Below are 18745 nucleotides of genomic sequence, written 5' to 3'. Positions count from 1 at the left end.
AATCTTTAAGAGGTAACGCAATTTAAAGGAAAGGGTAGGGTTCACCGATATGGCCAGTATGATTGCAGAAAGTAAATACATGTTCCATGTCCTGCTGCATCCTTTCGACGGGTTTTACGCGGTTAAGTCTACTAGAAGTAGAAACTATACGCTTCCGACGATCATTTTGCTGATCTGCGGGCTTACGGGTATCTTAGGTTATCAATATACCGGGTTTATATTGAACTACAATCCGTTGTTTGCAATGAACAGCATCATGCTTTTTATAACGACCTTGATTCCTTTCTTGCTCTTTATGATTAGCAATTGGAGCGTGACCACCCTGTTCGACGGGAACGGGACCATGGGCGATATCTATGTCGTCATGACGTATGCGCTAGTACCGAAGCTGATATTCGATATTATCGGTATTATCCTGAGTAATACGATTATTCAGGAGGAAGCAGCGCTGCTTCATGCGTTCGTCGTGATCGGAACCATTTGGTTCTACTTCCTAGTATTCTGTGGGCTGTGCGTCATTCACGAATATTCGCCCTTAACGAACGTTGTCACGCTTATCGTTACGTTCATCTCCGCAATCATGATTGTTTTCCTGGCGATCCTGTACTTCATGTTGGTCAGCAAAGTAATCGGATTCGTGTATTCCGTAGTCATTGAATGGATGAAAAGGTGATGCCAAGATGCTAAATAGCTTACAAGTAACGGCACTGCGCCGGATCAAAAATATCGGGTATCGAGAGCTCGCCATCGCCGCTATAGTTGTTGTCCTCATCGTGGCGGGCTCGTATGCACCTTCGCTGATCAAGCATTGGAGCATCGACAAGCAGGCTGCACCTGCCGTGGCGAGGGCGGGCCTCTCACCAGTCGTTGGTAAGATCGAGCCCAAATCGGGCAACGTTCTGCTGGCAAGCAGTAGCCAGAAGCAGCTCTATCTCGATACGACGACGTTGAATTTACAAGTCAAAGATACAGCCGCTGGCACCGAGTGGAATAGCCTGTTTCTGGATGAGGGCGCCGGAGATGTCGAGAAATCGCCGCTTGTCATTAAGTTTCTAGGCAAGGACGGCACCTTGACCGAATGGGATGCGTTCAAATATACGATTCAGAACGGTCGGTACGAGCTGAATCAGATCGAGAACGGCGTTCAGATCGTGTTCGACTTCTTCGAAACCGAATCGTATCGGTTGAACGAGTATATGCCCGAGAAGATTTCGGAAGAGAATTATCAAGCAGAGTTCGTCGATCCCATCAACAAAGGGATTCTCGATGGAACGATCAGCAATGTAGATGCGCAGAAATATAACGATGCTTTGTCCATTACGTACCAGCTGGATCAAGACAACCACTTGTACTTCAATAAGTTCTCGGGACTTCCGCCGACATCGCTTGTGAAGGACCTGATCAGTCTGTCCAAAGCGGTCGGATATACGACAGAGATGCTGATGGCGGACAGCCAGCAATTCGGCATTCAAGTGTCGATCACCGAGCCTGCTAAATTCGTTATCACGATGGAAGCGACGCTCGATAACGGCGATCTCGTCGTCAAAGTGCCGACCTATGAAATTAAAGGCGGCAACAACTTCTATACGCTGCAGAACATTGCTGTGCTTCCTGCCTTCGGGCTTGCTTCGGCGGACAAAATTAGCGATGGGTACATCTTCGTACCAGACGGTTCCGGGGCTTTGTTCAAGCTCAACACGTTCAATGGCAAATATCCGGAGTATGAACGTCCCGTATACGACAACACGTATTACGACAAGCTCTACGACATGCCGGAGTTTCCGGAGAATCTGACGATGCCGCTGTTCGGTATGTATGATACGGATGTTGCCGGTAAGACGCAGGGCTATCTGGGAATCATCGATTCTGGAGCGGAGCTGAGCTCGATCAAGGTTCAGCTTGGTACGAACGATACATCATCAGGCGGTACATTGTATAACAAAACGTACAGCTCGCTGGACGCGATGCAGTTCTCTCGCGTGAAGGTGTTCGGGCCTTACAGCGACAACGATGCAAGGTTCCTGTCTACGACGGGTTTGATCAACGTCGATTATGCGATTCGATATAAGCTTTTCAGCGGCAACGTCTCGTATTATGACATGGCGAAGAGCTACCAGCAGTATTTGATCGACAAATACGACTTGAAGCCCGTGTACGATACGAAGCCGAAGCTGTTCCTCGACGTCATCGGAGCGGTCACGCTGGATAAGCGGTTCCTCGGAATCCCTTATACGAAGCCATATTCGATGACGAAGTACGATCAACTGCTATCGATCATGAACGATCTGCAAGACGTCAACAAGGTTGTGAACTACAAGGGCTTCTTCAATGGAGGCATAAACAACACAATCTCGAACAAGGCGGACTTGACCAAGGCTAACGGCAGCAGCAAGCAGTTGAATGCCTTGATGGACTACTTCAAGCAGAACACTGACAGCCAGCTGTTCATGAATGCCGACCTGATGCGAGTATCCGATACGAGCGATGGTTTCTGGCTGAAATCGAACGCGCTGCATGGCTATGACGGCAAGCCGATTGCCCTCCAGAAGTACGATCTTGCTGGCGGCATGTTCAACTTGTATGTAACGAAGCAGTATCTGCTCAATCCGTTGATCCTAAGCGATACGGTGAACAAGTTCATCAAGGATTCTGACGACTATCCGAATATTGCGGTGAATGATATGGGTTCGACCTATTACGGGAACTACAATCCACGAGACATTATCGATCCGGTCGTGGCTAATAGCATCGTCGAGGACAATTTGAAGAAGCTGTCGGAGAGCAAGACGATCGCGCTGGACAATCCGAATATGGACAAAGTCCGTTACAGCCAATACGCAGAGAATATCTCGAGAGAGAGCAGCGAATATGGCACGATGTACGGCACGATTCCATTCAGACAACTCGTCATGAACGGGTTGACGGAATATACGACGCTGAACGTGAACATGTCGGGAGATCGAAGCAGCTACTTCTTGCTACAGGCGTTCGAGCTTGGCAGCATTCCGAAGTTTACGATTAGCTCGGAGAACGTCGACGTTCTGAAAAATTCGGAATACAGCGATTATATTTCGATTCAATATTCGGCTATTAAAGACTCTATTAAGTCTCTATATTCCGAGTACAGCAAAGGACTTGAAGAGATTGGCTCGAAGCAGATCGTCAATCATCAGATGCTGGCGAAAAACGTGTTCGAGACCACCTATGCATCCGGAGCGGCGGTTATCGTCAACTACAACAAATATGCCGTTACCGTGGCAGGCCACCAGCTGGATGCGCTAGGCTACATCATCGAGTCCAACAAGTAAGTCATTTGTTTACAAGAAGCGATTGAAGAAGAAAGCAAATTGCTAGGCGTATCCTTACGAAGCTAGCAATTTGCTTTCAAATAGAAGCATCGAAGAAGCACGCAAATTGCTAAGCGTATGCTTACGAAGTGAGCAATTTGCTTACAGGAAGTACATCGAAGAAGCACGCAAATTGCTAAGCGGATGCTTACGAGGTAAGCAATTTTGCTTGCAAAGCAGTACATCGAAGAAGAAGCAAAATTGCTTTAAGGAGGTTCCGAAGGTGGAGGGTACAGCGGTCAAACCAAAGAAGCTGCGTATATCTCATCAAAATATGAGAAAAATCCATGGCATCGTGTTCATGCTGCCGTGGCTGATCGGCTTCATCCTGTTTTTCATAAAGCCGCTAGTGAACACGATCAAATACTCGTTTCACGAGGTAGGCGTTGCCGACAACGGGGGCATGACGCTCAAGTATGTCGGCTTGCAAAATTTCACTAACTTATTCCGCTCGGAAGTATCCAGTCAGAGTCAGACGTTCCTACGGGTATTCACGGACGAGAACATCGACATCTTCATCAATACGCCGGTTATCGTCATCTTCAGCTTGTTCTGCGCCATTCTAGTGAACGTGAAGTTCAAGGGACGGGGGCTGGCACGGGTCATCTTCTTCCTTCCAATCGTATTGGGACTGAAGGTCGTCGTGGATCTCGTCAATATCACGTCGGGCGGCGATGTGGCCGATGCAGCAGTCAGCAGTCAGATTGATACGAGCTTTCTGATCGATTTCCTGCTCAATTATACTTTTCTACCGCTGAATGTGACGTTATTTATTTCCGACCTTGCCAGCAACATTTTTACGCTGATCTCTCAGACAGGGGTTCAGACGTTGATCTTCTTGGCAGGCTTGCAGTCGATCAATCGATCTCTATACGAGGTCGCTCGCATTGAAGGTGCCAACAGCTACGAAGTATTCTGGAAAATTACGCTTCCACTGCTGTCAAACATCTCGTTGTTCGCGCTGGTCTATACGTTCGTTGATATGTTTCTCCAATCGTCGATTTCGACGGAAATCTACTATTTTGCGTTCAATAAGAACAACATTGGCGTAGGCTCCTCGTTATCGGTCGTCTATCTATTCAACGTATTGATTGATTTGCTTCTGCTTCTATTCATTACAAGCAAGGTGGTGAAACTGAACAATGGCGAAAAGTGATGTACAGACCGTAAGACGAATAGACGGTTATGTGATCAAAGAAAAGTTTAGCAAATTCGTATTCGGGTTCTTATTCTACTCGCTTGTCATTGGTCTGGGATTTGCCATCATCTATCCATTAATTAAACTCATTCCAGTCGTTTTCAACAATATTGAGGATCTCGGGAATCCCGACGTCATCTGGGTGCCGATCAAGTATTCGACCGTCAGCTTCCAGGCGGCCATTCGACTGGTGTTCGGCAACTTCGTTCCGATGCTGCAATCGATCGGTTACGGCGTTATCATCGCCGTTATTCAGATCTTTGTATGCGCAATAGCGGGGTATTCGTTAGGCAGGGTAGAGTTCTGGGGACGTAGTGTGCTGACGGTTCTCGTCATCGTGTCCTTCGTTGTACCGCCACAGTCGCTGCTCATTTCGCAATACTTGAGTTTCAAGCACTTTGATGTGTTCGGCATCATTACGGCGCTTCATGGCAGCACGATAGACTTAATCAATCAGCCTTATACGCTCTACTTAATTGCGTTCTTCGGATTCGGCGTGAAGCAGAGCATGTTCATCTTCGTATTCCGGCAATTCTTCAAAGGACTGCCGAAGGAGCTGGAGGAAGCTGCTTATATGGACGGCTGCGGCTTCTACAAAACGTACTTCAGAGTTGCGCTCCCGAATGCTGTTCCGGCTGTTATGACGGTTGCGATTCTAGCGTTCGTATGGAATTACGGGGACACCTACTATACAGGCTACTTCCATCCAGACGGACCGTACTTAAGCAATAAGCTGGTGACCACCTTCTCTGAGGGTAACATCCAAAATATTTTGTATGCGATTAAAACATGGTATGCGGTGCCTGGTGCAACGACATTCTCCTTTGACGCAGTGAAGCAAGCGGCAGCCATCATCTATCTTCTGCCACTGTTGATCATCTACTTCCTTGTCCAGAGGCGTATAGTAGAGAACTTTGAACAATCAGGTATTGTTGGCTAACAAGGTGAAACGGCTGTGCCGTTCTCATAAGCGGTCCAGCCTATTTCATACTGGAGAAATATAAGATTACGTATGAAGTAGAAAATTAATAAAGTCATATGTTTTAAGAAAGGCGGATGAATCTAGATTGACAGTCGGAATTAAGCCGCATGTTAGCAAGATGCTGATCGACGCGGCAGTAAAATACCAAACGATCGATAATTTCGGGGCATCTGACGCATGGTCCATGGATCCAATCGGTAAGCATTGGACGGAAGACAATAAAACCCGTGTTGCAGACCTTCTATTCTCCAGAGAGAAAGGTATCGGATTGTCCGCTTGGCGTTTCAATGTTGGCGCAGGCTCAGATGAAACGGATCGCGATATTATTCGCAATCCGTGGCGGCGAGCCGAGGCTTTCAAGATGTCGGCAGACGGCGATTACGATTGGAGCAAGCAGGCGGGTCAGCAGTGGTTTCTGCGCGCAGCGAAGGAAAGAGGCGTGAATACGCTGATCGCCTTCGTCAACAGCCCACCGGTATGGATGACGAAGAACGGGCATGCGCAGCCGGACCCAAGCGTGGGTTCGACTAACTTGAAGCCGGGCTATGAGCCAGCGTTCGCATCGTTTCTAATCGATGTGCTGAAGCATTTTTATAATGAAGGTTTAGAGTTTCAGTATGTAAGCCCGATCAATGAACCGACCTGGGACTGGAACAATTCGGGGCAAGAAGGTAACCGTTATAACAACGATGACCTGAAGCGGGTACTTCTTGAGGTGTACAGGCAACTGCAGGCTGCGGGCATGAAGACGAAGATCAGCGCGGCAGATGGCGTTGAGATTACGTCGCTGCTGGACGATGATTTGTTCGAGACGTTCTCCGGCGAGCAGCAATACACGAGTGGTGCGAACCAGCTTGGGACAGGCAAGTATCGTGAATATATCAAGTGCTTGTTGGATGATCCTGAGCTGAAGGAAGCGATCGGGCATAAGATTGCATCTCACTCATACTGGTCGGATTACGATAAGCCTGGCGATGACCGCCTTGGTACGCTGAGGGAATTGCTTGTTGCGAATATTGCGCGTTACGATTCGGATGCTGTCTATTGGATGTCGGAGTACTGCATTCTTGGTGCTGACGGTCATGGCCGCGATTTTGGGATGAATGCAGCGCTGCGTGTGGCGCGAGCGATTCATTTTGACCTGGCGGCAGCGAATGCGGCAGCTTGGCAGTGGTGGACGGCTGTGTCCAAGGAGGATTATAAGGACGGGCTGATCTATACCGATTTTAACAAGCCAGGGGACGAGCAGAACATTCTGACTTCCAAGATCCTATGGGCGCTTGGCAATTACAGCAAGTTTGTACGTCCTGGCGCAATACGAATTGCGCTTAATGAGGCAGATGATCAGGAGGCTTGCGGGCTTATGGGATCGGCTTATATTCACGAAGGAGACCAGACGCTCACCGCTGTGTTCGTGAATGACAGTCAAGAGGACCGCAGCATTCGAGTTTCATTGCAAGGGATGGAAGTGAAAGACGGCATCAAGGTCATGCAGACTTATGTGACATCGGATGAAAGTGATCTGTCGCAGGGAGAGGACATCCAAGTTCAGGCAGACGGTACGCTGGAAGGAAACATTCCGGCAAGGTCAGTAGTCACTTGGTATGGGCAATGGCGAGGATAAAGCTGTCACGGCAGCTTTGTTTTTCCCTTTATATGAAACCCATTTCATGAAACCTATTTCACATTAATACCGCGATTCATTCGCGAAGCATAGAAGAGGAAGGTGACTGCAATGCACACCACTTATGCAGCCAATACTGGCGTGGAGTTCACATACGACGAGAAGAGTTACATCATCAATGGCAAGAGAGTGTTTCTGAACAGTGCGGCCATTCACTACTTCCGGATGCCGAAGGAAGAATGGCGGGAGGTTCTTGTCAAAGCAAAGCTTGCAGGAATGAACTGCATTGATACGTATTTTGCATGGAACGTGCATGAGCCGAATGAAGGGGATTGGAACTTCGAGGGCGATGCAGACTGTGGAGCGTTTCTTGACCTGTGCGCAGAGCTTGGCCTGTGGGTCATTGCAAGACCAGGTCCATTCATCTGTGCGGAGTGGGACTTTGGGGGCTTCCCTTGGTGGCTCAGCCTCAAGGAAGGCGTGAAGTTCCGGGAGTACAATGAGACCTATCTGAAGTATGTTGACTTGTACTTCGACCGTATCACGGAGATCATTCGTCAGCGTCAACTGTCGCAAGGTGGAACGGTTATTCTCGTACAGGTAGAGAATGAATACGGCTACTTGACAGACGATGCTTCTGCATCTGCTTATATGAGCCACTTAAGGGACGGGCTGCTGAGCTGTGGGATAGATATGCCGCTCATTACATGCGTTGGCGGTGTTGAGGGTGCGATCGAAGGTGCGAACTTCTGGAGCGGCGCCGATCATCATTATGCGAATCTGGTGAAGAAGCAGCCGGATACACCGAAGATCGTGACGGAGTTCTGGAGCGGTTGGTTCGAGCATTGGGGAGCGCCAGCGGCAACGCAGAAAACACCACAGTTGTACGAGAAGCGCATGTTTGAAGCGATTCAGACAGGTTTCACAGGAATTAGCCATTACATGTTCTTCGGCGGGACGAACTTTGCTGGTTATGGCGGCAGAACGGTTGGCAGCAGCGATATCTTCATGGTTACATCATACGATTATGATGCGCCATTGAACGAGTACGGAAGAACGACGCCGAAGTATATGGCGGCGAAGCGGTTCTCCTTGTTCGTGGAGGCGGCGGGCTCGTTGCTGCTCGATTCGGAGTCGTTTGACACAGCTGGCATTGCGGCGCCGGAAGACATTACCGTTCGTGGCAGAAGGAACGGAGAGCAGCGGATTCTGTTCGTCGGAAGCGTCAAGGAAGAGCGAGAAACGGTCTATCTAACACTTGAGAACGGCAGGACGCTGCCGGTTATGGTCAACCCGGGGGAAATCGTTCCGGTGCTGGATGGCTTGCAGCTGCTGGATGGGGTTCGTTTGATTAGCAATACTGCGATTGCGTGCAACGAGGTTGTGAATGGTATTCACACGTTGATCGTCTACGCCAAGGATGGACAGCGGTCGCTGGTGGAATTGAACGCTGATGAAGTGATTCAATACGCGGATGATCAGCCGATTCTGCATGCGCAGAGCGCAGATGGCAGAACAATTACGTTTGACTTCTATCACTTCAATGAGCCTCAGGATGTCCGTTTGATCATTGGAGGTCAAGAGCTGCGGGTGATCGTGCTGAATACGACTGCCATGGATCAGACGTGGCGCATTGCGAAAGGCCAATGGTTTGGCGGATGCTTCGATGTGGATATAGAGGCAGGCGGACAGTTGGTTGCATCAGTGAATGCTTCGGTTTCGGCAGTAGAGTGGCCAGAAGACTTCCGAGTGGAGCGAGATAGTAGCGAGACTACGGGGCAACCGGTTGGTGCTGTGAAACTGAAGGCGCCTAAATTGGCTGGTTGGGTGACTAGCACGTTGGATCTTGCTTCGGTGCAAGGCGTTTCGTGTGAGGTTCCGCAGGACTTCTCAAGCTTCTCGCAGCCTTATGGCTATATCGTTTATTCCAGCTTGATCGAAAGCGATTCCGATAAGCAGACGACGCTCATTCTGCCGAAGCTTCAAGATACAGCGAGAGTCTATGTGAATGGAGCGGAAATTGGACTGATTCGTGAAGTTGGGTCTTCCTCCATCGAGATTCCGCTGCATAAAGGCAGTAATAATGTACAGATTCTCGTTCAGAACATGGGTCGGTTGAACTTCTCGCCGTATCTCGGGGAGCCTAAAGGCTTGTTCGATACGGGTTATGTGCAAGGCACTGCGACAGATATTCGCAGCGGTTGGTCACATGGAGAGGAGACGGTGCATCTTGATCGCGTGAACACATTGGATGGTCAAGCGACGCTGTCGCGTACGTTCCAAGTGGATGGACATGATCGGGCAGTTCTCGTAGGTGCAGTGAGCGTACCGCTTCGCATTAATGGGAAAGAAGTGCCGCTGGAAGGTTATCAGAACTGGTTCGCACACCATTCAGTCGATATCTCGGCTTACATTCAGCCTGGAGATAATGTGATCGAGATGCCGTACGCGAAGTCGCCAGTCAATCGATTGGAGCTGCTGACTTACCATTCGTCAAATGCAATCGGAGCGTGGAGTATGGCGGGGCTCGCAGATGGAGTGCCATCGGAAGCGGGTGTAAGCGCATCGTCGACAACGGAAAGTAAGAAAGGGCCGGCTTGGCATCGCTGCGAGTTCGCGAAACCTGAGCTTCCGGCTGATGTTCATGCTAAGCTGAAGCTGCGTCTCACGGGATTGAGCAAAGGCTCCGTCTGGCTCAACGGCATCGACCTTGGCCGCTACTGGCAGATCGGTCCGCAAGAAGATTACAAGCTGCCGCTAGATTGGCTGAAAGACGTGAACGAGCTTGTCCTGTTCGATGAAGAGGGCAGATCGCCAGCGAAGGCTAAGCTGTTGTTCGACGAGCAATCGAATCGGCGTTGGACGACGATTGAAGGGTAACATTAGGTTCAGGTTTAATTTCGATAAGTCGTATGTTATATAGATAGGTAAGGATTGAAGAGGGAGTGAGCAGCCTTGGACGGTGACGTCCAGGGCTGTTTTTGTTTGTTTGGCTTGAGTGGACGCTACTTTTACAAACGACGACAGATGCTAATTCGAGATAGGCTGGAAGTACAGTTCAGATTAATGAAGTATGTTTCATTTTGTTTGTTATATTATTCGTAAAACTTATCCTTACGGAAATCATCTAAAGATGGCTCTGTTAATGTTCAGTGTTGATTTAGAGTGCTGTTTTCGTTGAAGAAGTAATGGGCGGGGTAGCGTGGCTTTAATTGGGCACCTTATCCAATGAGGTGAAGTGTGTTGATGAAGCTTTTTTATACCTTTTTAGTATTAAGCAGTTTTATGTTTAGACCTGAAAATAATATTAACCAATCTAAACCTGAAAGTCCTGTATCGCTTTGTAAGGAGTTTCCTACCTCATTTGTTTGGGATGAAAAAAAATATGTTTTAGCTTTAAGAAGCATAGATAAAGCCTTGGGACCAGGTATGAAATTAGGTTTTTTGAAATGCATAGGTGGTCAGATGATTATGATGCCCCAAGTACAGGCACAAAAGATGATATGCTTATCCTTTATAATGAAGAACGTTTCCTGTATGTGCCGTATTAGATTGAGCTAATGGATATTGATTGCATGACAACAACAGGCTGCTGATTTCTCAGCAGTCTATTCAGCTGACGGGCAGAATTATTCAAAATGAATCCATACTTGAATCCGTTTTCACTTCTAGAAAATGGTATATTCCTCTTTGAGGGATGAAATGACGAGGAGTGATCGTTGTGATTAATTCAAACCTAATTCTCTTTGAAGGCATACCAGGTTCAGGAAAATCAACGACAGCAAGGTCTGTTTCTATACAGTTAGATTTGGCGGGTGTTCCAAATAGTTTTATTCATGAATTAGCGAGTAACCATCCAATTAACTTTTTTAACGAAGTATACTTGAATGAAACTGAGTTTAGTGAGTTTAGTGAGTTGCTTTCATTGTTTGATTCTGTCTCGGGTGTGACTACAACTATTGAAAACATGTATTGCGTGAGTTTATTAGAGTTGAGACGGAGCCATTTAATCTCGAATAAGGCTGAATTAATTAAGGAACTCTTTCCGTTTTTCTGGATAAATGATCCTAGTAGATATCTGGCCATTGCAAGAACAAAGGTTCAATCTTTTGTGAAAAGAGTGATAGAAGAAAATGAAGTAATTATCATGGAAGGATCGATTATTCAATTTTTTACAGATGGATTACTTCTAAACGGATTTTCGAAGTCCGTGATTATGAAATTCATTAATTCCTTAATGGAGGAACTCAAATCATTAAATCCAGTCATAATCTATCTGACCCCATCGGATAAGGAAAGCTCAATTAGAAAGATGTTTGAAATTAGAGGAGAAACATATAAAGTCGGAAGACATTTTCCTTACGCACAAGGAAAACAAAAAAATGACTTTGAGCTATACATTGATTTTTTGACTGAATACGATGAAATCGCCCAAGAGATTGTCAATCATTCAAATTTCGTTAAACTTTCAATTGATATTGCAAAGAGGAATTGGATTGATTATGAGCAATTAATATTACGAATATTGGAAGTTGGCCGTTGCGATAAAATGTTAGATAACCATCATTTCTCGATCTTTACAGGTGAATATGTTTGGAATGATCTGACGTTTAAAATTAGCTTTGAAAACGGGATATTGTATGGAAGTTATAATAATTACAAAAAGAGGTTAATACCAAAGAACGAATCTGAATTTTATATCTGCGATAATTCCGTAGAGTTATTATTTTCAATGTCATCCGATAAAAAGACTTCATCAAATTGTTTCACTATTGGTGGAAGGGACATTTCTCAAGATTGGAGTGTGATTGGAAACAAATTCACTCGCTTACTAACTGAGGAACATGATCCAACGGGGAACTTTAGTTGAATATTCCCAGGTCGAGGTTTGTGCATAAATGGGAGCATTTCGTTCAGCTAAAGGGCAGCATTCCTATTATGAAGAGGAGCTTGGCCTCAGCCCGAAGGAGATGCTCGGCATCGTCCGCTTTCAAAGTGTGCTGGAGGAATTGTACAGCGGAGACTATTTAAGCTTGACGGATTTGGCGCTTCAACACGGGTACTATGATCAGTCGCACTTCGCTGGTGTTTTTAAGCGATATTACGGACTTCCACTCAAACGGCTGACCAAGCAAGAGTGAGGAAGTCCGTTTTTTACTATTTTGAAATGAGGGACAATTACTATAATGGGGGTGAAAATCAAGCAAAACGAAGGGAGCTGCAAAGCATGACGGTAAGGTTGAAACGAGTCGCGATTTACGTAGAAGAGATGAAGAGGGCGTTGGATTTTTATCGCGTGCTGGGGCTGGCTATTCCAGACGTCGCCGACGAAGCGCATCACGTAGACGTGGAGCAAGAAGGAATTGTGTTTGCATTCGATATGGTGGATTCGGTAAAGCGTGTTTTTGAAGGCTGGGAAGATCCTGTCGGCTGCCGGACCGAGCTCGCTTTTCAGTTCTCCAGCAACGAAGCGCTGGACGACGTGTACCGTCAGTTGACGACGCTTGGGTATGACGGCTTCCTTGAGCCGCGAGATACACCGTGGGGAGAGCGATATGCGATCATAAAGGACCCCGATAACAATTTAATCAGTCTCGTCGCTTAGCGAAGAGAAGGAATGCTCCATTAAACAACTAGGACAGTATCTTTAACAATTGGGAACAACCTGTTCATACTAACGCATTTTTCAAGCTGATTAGTAGTTAAAAAATGAACAAACTAATGGGTAACTATAGTTCAACCAAAATAAGGAGCAGACCTCCGCGGCGCTGCTCCCTGTTTCATTGAAGTAACGGGCAGGATAGTTCCAAAATATGGTACTATAGGATTGATGGATTAAACGCAAAGGTTGTGTGATTATGACCAAGGATATTGCTTATTACATGATACAGAACTACAACTTTATTGCGGAGTATGTTCCACCGAGGGATGATAACCAATCAGGTTATTATTTTGGGGTTGTCGAAGAATTGCCGGGTTGTCATGCGATTAGTTCTACGATGGTGGACCTCCTCAAAGATATAGAAGAGGTTAAAATAGCTTACTTTGAATCACGGATAGTAAACGGTGATTTAATACCAGAGCCTGGGGATATGAGTCAACGCCGACCAACAAAGGTAAGGATAAGGATTGAGGGCTCAACACTGTAATGATGTATGTCGTGGTTGAGCTAACCAGCAGGATTAGGAGGAGGTTCACAATTCCAACGGGAGACGATTGCTCGATAATTCAGAGGCAGCCGATGCAGACCATCTCTACGCGGCTGTTTTTGTGTTGCGGGAAGATTAATGGTGTCAGATAATGGAGTAAAGATGTAAAGTGAGGGGCGTTGAACGGTGGATCCAAGTAAGGTATCCAGTAAGGACGAATTGATCGCCTATCTTCACGAGCTGCGGCGGGACTTAAATGAGCATGCCGAGGACTGGGAGAACCCGACACTGAATCGTTTTTTGGAAGCGATGGAAGCGTGGCTGAGCGATTCAGGCGCTTATTCTGATTCCTTAACCTGGAGCGTTTTCGCCACAACACTTGCAGCAGGAAAGGCATATGAATGAAGTTATGATTCCAATTTCTTGATGTTTCACCAGGCACCGCTTTTATCAGAGATAATACAGGTAAGCTTGTTCTAGACGAGGGTTGGGAAACTCCAGAAGATTAAACTAACGGGAAACGATAGTTGAATAAGGATACCGCGGCAGTCGAACCAGGCAAACGGCTGCCGTTTTCATTATGCTAACGGATGGTATGATAAAATTAGGTAGACGAATTTAGGCGGGGGAGGGAATTTACGTAAAATGTACTTTCCACTTAGACAACTATTTTTGAGAAAAATCATAAGTGCAGCAATTGCAACCTTTTTATTCACCCTTACCTATGCTTGGTTAGAGCCTAATCCGTTCAGTTCTGAAAGCATACATTCCATCGGTGCCCGCTCACACGAAGCATTTCGCATTATTAACGTCTATATGATATACGCCGCACCTGCTATTTACCTTTATGGGGTAGCCACATCATTAATAAGTGAACTGATTGCAAGTACTGTTACTCAACGTCTATGGCTACGTTTGACTGTCTCAACAATTTTTCATTGTGGCTTCGGGCTTATATTGCTCCACATTAGCCTGATTGCAGCCTTTTTCTTCTTAATTGCCGACACTATTATTTCTTTAAAATGGAAGAAAACATTCAGCATGAATTTAACACTCGCGAGTACTTTGCTCCCCATTAGCTTGTGGCTCCTGAGTGTTGCTTATATTAATATGACAGGATAGGCAGTCGCTAGCTGTGCGATAAAATTAAAATAAAAGAAGCATAAATTTGCCCATTTAGTTTGATTACCTAGGAGGACTTATGATGTAGAAAAATTACACTAACGGAGAACGATAGCAATTACGCACGATGGATCGGAGCGACAATATATCGGGCATGCGATGGTTGATAAGCTGCTGCAATCAGGGGTTTTACATCTTCGGCATTGACAGGGAATCGCTTTCGTTTCATCAAGTTGAGGAAATAAAACGGATGAACAAATTAACCCTGATCGGTGTTTTTTTTTTGTTGATGCCGTTTTAGAATCGACGATGAGATGGAGGCCGATCTATGCTTACAGAGGGCTACCTATGTCCATGCAAACATTCGCCTATTCCGTTCCTTGCATTTACAAGGAGATGTTGTAGGCTATTTGTGTTGGATCTCCGTCTCATTGAGGAAATATTAATGGGAGCTGAGGGCTGAGACCTTGGCGCAATTGGAGGAGATACGGAAAATGAATTCTAAGATAATCATAATTGATGGTATGCCGGGGTCGGGTAAGACGACAAGTGCTCGTATGGTCTCCGAACAACTGACCAAGCGAGGGATATCTAGTCGCTGTGTCTTAGAGGAACAATCGAATCACCCGCTGCTTATTCTCGACCGACACTTTGATTCGTTCGAAGACGAACGTCAAGCGGACGAATTCATTCACCTTCTCCAGTCCCGGTATAGGTCGTTCGTAGATGAGCAGCTAAACAATAATGAGGTCACCATAATCGAAAGTGTTTTTTTCCAGGACACCATCAATACCTCTTTTCACATGGGGATGAACAGAGAGAAGTTACGTCGATTCTCTAAGTCCTTGCAACAGATTCTGTCACCATTGCAACCGGCTCTTATCTACTTTTACCAAGTAAGTCCGGAAGCTCAATGGAGGTTTATTTGTAGTGTTCGCGGTAATGAATGGGGGCCAGTGTCCTTCAAATCGGAGGAAGATTTCCGTGAGGCTGGATTACTTTGGGGTGGCAGTCAGGCGTTTGTACGTTCTATCATAGATGCTTGGGACGTTCCAAAGTTGATTATTGAAAATTCGGAGTATCTGTGGGACGAATATCGGGATCGAATCGAAAGATTCATTTAGAGTACAAACAAACACAATCCAATAAGAAGCTACTGCGGCTTAGGTTTAATAAACAATTCCTTGGAGGTAATGTGAGTTGAACGAGGCTATCTCGCAATGGATGGCCCTAAAACTTGCCGTTACAGACAGCGCGGAGAACCGTACCATAAATACAGGTTAGATCATTATGCTAATGGAGAACGTTAGTTCAACCAAAAAAAAGGGAGCAGACCGCGCGGTTCTGCTCCCTTTCCATTGAAGTAACGGGCAGATTAACGGAACGAATATTTACAACTGTTTATTATCAAACCCAAGAATGACTAATGGTAAAATAGTACATGACGATTAAGCGAAACTATCCTTTTTTTATGTCGGAGGCGATAGGTGGAAATGGGCGGTTCGAATCAATGGGATGCAGAATGGGAAGTATCAAAAGATTTGGCTTATAAATTAATCAGCAGTCAATTTCCTCAGTTAGCTTCAAAAAGCGTAGAAAAACTAGGACACGGCTGGGATAACACTGTTTTTCTTGTCGGGGGTGAATATGTATTTCGCTTTCCAAGAAGGAAAGTTGCACTCAGTTCTTTAAGGATGGAAGGAAAGATATTACCTAAGCTTAAAGATTATATTTCTATAGCCTATTCTTTACCCATGTTTTTTGGGGAAGGGGACTACAATTATCCTATGCCCTTCCTTGGCTACCCCTATTTATCCGGGGAGTTTCCAGTCGGATTAACTGACAAGCAACGCGCGTACTCAGCAACAACGCTCGCACAATTTTTAAAAGGTTTGCATGCATTCCCTGTGAAAGTAGCTCAAGAAATTGGAGTTCAACATGACCATAGAAATCTGACTGATATAGCGAGGCGTAAGGAAAAGATGCATAATTGCATTTCCGACCTTGCCTGTCATTTTAGTGAAGAAGAGTATCATGCCATAACGAACTATTTGGAAAGGCTCAGAACTGAAAGAGTGAAACAAAAGAACGTATTCCTACATGGTGACCTTCATTTTAAAAATATACTGGTAGATAAGAATGGAAAAGTTTCAGGGGTTATTGATTGGGGAGATGTCAATATAGGACATCCTGCTTGTGACTTGAATGTTGTGTATAGCTTTTTACCCCCGGATGCGCGAGCTGACTTTTTCAATGTATATGGGGATGTAGATGAAGAAACGAAGATATTAGCTCGATTGATTGCCATGTATATTCCAACTGGGATAATGATGCAGGCTGTTGATGATAAAGATGAAAGGTTGCTAAATGAAGCAAAAACTAACATAATACGTGCTCTCGCTGATTAATATACCAATTGAATGGGCGTGATAAAATGAGCCGCGAAACATGTTAGAGGCATAAACATCGTATAACAACGTATCCAAGCTGCGGGACTGGCGGCTTCTCGGTCTGCCCGAGGCATTTCGAGATTAACCTATCGGGAAACGATAGTTCAATCACCGCCCTCTATAAGATTCTGTTTTTTTTGGAAGAGAGTACCATTGAGCTGTCGGACAAGGTGGAGATCGTTACTTTTCTTTGAAGAGTGACTATTTATAGAAAAGGTAGGGGGGATTGTGATGATGAGGTTGAGGCTTAATGGTTTACTGTTTGTGTGCATTATAGCTCTTACTACGGTGCTGTCGGGTTGCGGCAACGAGAAATCCCAATCGATCGCACTCCAACAGGTACGTCTGGAGAGTACGTCATCATTGATAGATTCGGGCAAAGCACCTTTCAAGGAGCAGACGTTCAGTGCGCCGAATGAACTTGTTTTGTTCAAGAGGATGCTGGACGAAGCTGAGCCAAGGGAAGGGAAGCTCGACTATGCGCCAATGTTTAATGTAGAAGTTACCTTTGTCGATGGGGGCAGTAAGCAATATTATATGGCGATCGATCCAAGTGCGGAATTAAGGGGTTTGCTTGTGGAAGCCGCGGATAGTGAGCAAGGATATACGATTGACACGAAGCAGAGCAGTGAATTGAGTCGGTTAATCTATGGCGTTCAATAGAGTTTATGGCAATCATTTTGCAAATAATCCACTAATCGAGACGTATTTACGATGACTCAACTATAGGTTGAATCGTAGAAAATCTCAATTATCCGGTTATTGTTTGTTCTACACCGTGCTAATAGAATGAGCTACAGATGGAACGTGAGGAATGTTCGGAGGACAGCACGAAACATCAGCATCGGCATACTTTCGCGAACTCATATTTACAGAACTATGCACCGACAGTTTTACATTAGGAGGTATCTATTTTGACAAGCCATGAAGAAATCTATCAGGATTCATCGATGTCATACGAGGAAATGGTGAGTCGGCAACCTGATCTTACAACGGTCATTAAGGAGATCAAACCTTTTCAAGGACTTAATGTATTGGACCTAGGAGCGGGGTCGGGCAGACTTTCGAGCATCATAGCGCCTGAGGCGAAGTCATTAGTTAGTACGGATATTTCTAGTGCGATGCTGGATTTGTTGGATAAGAAATTAACAAGCAGCAACTCGACTCCGAATTGGACCACAGTAGTAGCGGATCATCGCAGTCTTCCGATTGCAGATCATTCGATTGATCTGGTGGTTTCGGGGTGGAGCATCTGTTACCTGACGAACACGGACAATTCCGATTGGGAGCAAAATCTAGCGTTGGTGCTGGATGAGCTGACCCGCGTATCGAAGCCCAACGGAACAATCATCATTCTAGAGACGATGGGGACTGGAACGGAAACGCCTAATCCACCCGAGTTCTTGAAGTCTTACTATGAGCAACTCGAGAACAAATACGGGTTCGAGCATCGTTGGATCCGAACGGACTATACGTTTGGAGATGTGGCGGAAGCGAAGGAGAAGACGGAGTTCTTCTTCGGCGCAGAGCTGGCGCATCGGATTGAAGAGAATGCGTGGTCGACTGTTCCCGAGTGCGCGGGTATCTGGTGGAAGCACCTGTAGAGCCTGTGTTGGCGCGCGCTAACGGTTGCCGCTGCACCTTAATCCGCCACTAGCGCCTGTTTCGGTGTCCTAGCGGTTGTCAGCAGGCTTATTGACTAAACTAATGGACAAAACCCTCCATTCTAGCGCGATAGCAATGCTGACAACCGTTACGCTGTAAATTTGATCCAAATTACCTCAATAGCCACTGTGGCATCCGTTAGATGAAGGAGATCGTACGATACACACATCACTGCTGCAGCATCGTTAGCCGCAACGCAAACGTAGCA

17 protein-coding genes are annotated in these 18745 nt (G+C 46.0%); all 17 read left to right on the top strand.

Going from position 1 to position 18745, the window contains the following annotated elements:
* The first annotated feature begins 49 nt into the window (after nucleotides 1-49).
* The gene (locus H8B09_RS13100; protein WP_224753571.1) at nucleotides 50-673 is read left to right on the top strand and encodes a YIP1 family protein; all 624 of its coding nucleotides are present in this window, start codon (nucleotides 50-52) and stop codon (nucleotides 671-673) included.
* 7 nt (nucleotides 674-680) lie between these two features.
* A complete protein-coding gene (locus H8B09_RS13095) occupies nucleotides 681-3308 on the top strand; it encodes a DUF5696 domain-containing protein (RefSeq protein WP_191203981.1) in 2628 nt (875 codons plus the stop codon).
* A 262-nt stretch (nucleotides 3309-3570) separates the two neighbouring features.
* Nucleotides 3571-4503, top strand: a complete 933-nt coding sequence (locus tag H8B09_RS13090) for a carbohydrate ABC transporter permease (RefSeq protein ID WP_191203980.1) — start codon at nucleotides 3571-3573, stop codon at nucleotides 4501-4503.
* Nucleotides 4490-5485: a carbohydrate ABC transporter permease gene (locus tag H8B09_RS13085; RefSeq protein ID WP_191203979.1), complete on the top strand. Its 996-nt coding sequence runs from the start codon at nucleotides 4490-4492 to the stop codon at nucleotides 5483-5485. The genes H8B09_RS13090 and H8B09_RS13085 overlap by 14 nt, the downstream gene beginning before the upstream one ends.
* Before the next feature lie 127 nt (nucleotides 5486-5612).
* Entirely contained in the window at nucleotides 5613-7151 is a 1539-nt protein-coding gene (locus H8B09_RS13080; RefSeq protein ID WP_224753570.1) for a glycoside hydrolase, read from the top strand.
* 111 nt (nucleotides 7152-7262) lie between these two features.
* The gene (locus H8B09_RS13075) at nucleotides 7263-10031 is read left to right on the top strand and encodes a beta-galactosidase (RefSeq protein WP_224753569.1); all 2769 of its coding nucleotides are present in this window, start codon (nucleotides 7263-7265) and stop codon (nucleotides 10029-10031) included.
* A 366-nt stretch (nucleotides 10032-10397) separates the two neighbouring features.
* Nucleotides 10398-10712, top strand: coding sequence for a hypothetical protein (locus tag H8B09_RS13070; RefSeq protein WP_191203978.1), 315 nt, complete (start codon nucleotides 10398-10400; stop codon nucleotides 10710-10712).
* A 160-nt stretch (nucleotides 10713-10872) separates the two neighbouring features.
* Entirely contained in the window at nucleotides 10873-12021 is a 1149-nt protein-coding gene (locus H8B09_RS13065; RefSeq protein WP_191203977.1) for a P-loop NTPase family protein, read from the top strand.
* 28 nt (nucleotides 12022-12049) lie between these two features.
* Complete coding sequence (locus H8B09_RS13060) at nucleotides 12050-12292, top strand: helix-turn-helix domain-containing protein (protein WP_191203976.1); 243 nt, start codon at nucleotides 12050-12052, stop codon at nucleotides 12290-12292.
* 86 nt (nucleotides 12293-12378) lie between these two features.
* Nucleotides 12379-12756 (top strand): VOC family protein, encoded by a 378-nt coding sequence (locus tag H8B09_RS13055; RefSeq protein WP_191203975.1) that lies wholly within the window; start codon nucleotides 12379-12381, stop codon nucleotides 12754-12756.
* A 253-nt stretch (nucleotides 12757-13009) separates the two neighbouring features.
* Entirely contained in the window at nucleotides 13010-13300 is a 291-nt protein-coding gene (locus tag H8B09_RS13050) for a type II toxin-antitoxin system HicB family antitoxin (RefSeq protein WP_191203974.1), read from the top strand.
* Between the two features lie 186 nt (nucleotides 13301-13486).
* A complete protein-coding gene (locus H8B09_RS13045; RefSeq protein ID WP_191203973.1) occupies nucleotides 13487-13705 on the top strand; it encodes a DUF7660 family protein in 219 nt (72 codons plus the stop codon).
* 240 nt (nucleotides 13706-13945) lie between these two features.
* On the top strand, nucleotides 13946-14422 hold the full coding sequence (locus H8B09_RS13040) for a hypothetical protein (protein WP_191203972.1): 477 nt from the start codon (nucleotides 13946-13948) through the stop codon (nucleotides 14420-14422).
* A 494-nt stretch (nucleotides 14423-14916) separates the two neighbouring features.
* Entirely contained in the window at nucleotides 14917-15546 is a 630-nt protein-coding gene (locus H8B09_RS13035) for a P-loop NTPase family protein (RefSeq protein ID WP_191203971.1), read from the top strand.
* A 369-nt stretch (nucleotides 15547-15915) separates the two neighbouring features.
* A complete protein-coding gene (locus H8B09_RS13030; RefSeq protein WP_191203970.1) occupies nucleotides 15916-16830 on the top strand; it encodes a phosphotransferase in 915 nt (304 codons plus the stop codon).
* 273 nt (nucleotides 16831-17103) lie between these two features.
* The gene (locus tag H8B09_RS13025) at nucleotides 17104-17535 is read left to right on the top strand and encodes a YhfM domain-containing protein (RefSeq protein ID WP_191203969.1); all 432 of its coding nucleotides are present in this window, start codon (nucleotides 17104-17106) and stop codon (nucleotides 17533-17535) included.
* Nucleotides 17536-17786: 251 nt separating this feature from the next.
* Nucleotides 17787-18476 carry a class I SAM-dependent methyltransferase gene (locus tag H8B09_RS13020; protein WP_191203968.1) on the top strand — a complete coding sequence of 230 codons (690 nt, stop codon included), beginning with the start codon at nucleotides 17787-17789 and terminating at the stop codon, nucleotides 18474-18476.
* Nucleotides 18477-18745: the final 269 nt, after the last annotated feature.

It is taken from the genome of Paenibacillus terricola (assembly GCF_014779765.1).
GTDB lineage: Bacteria > Bacillota > Bacilli > Paenibacillales > Paenibacillaceae > Paenibacillus_T > Paenibacillus_T terricola.
Note: the sequence above shows the minus strand (reverse complement) of the source record. Positions and strands in the feature narration are given on the sequence as shown.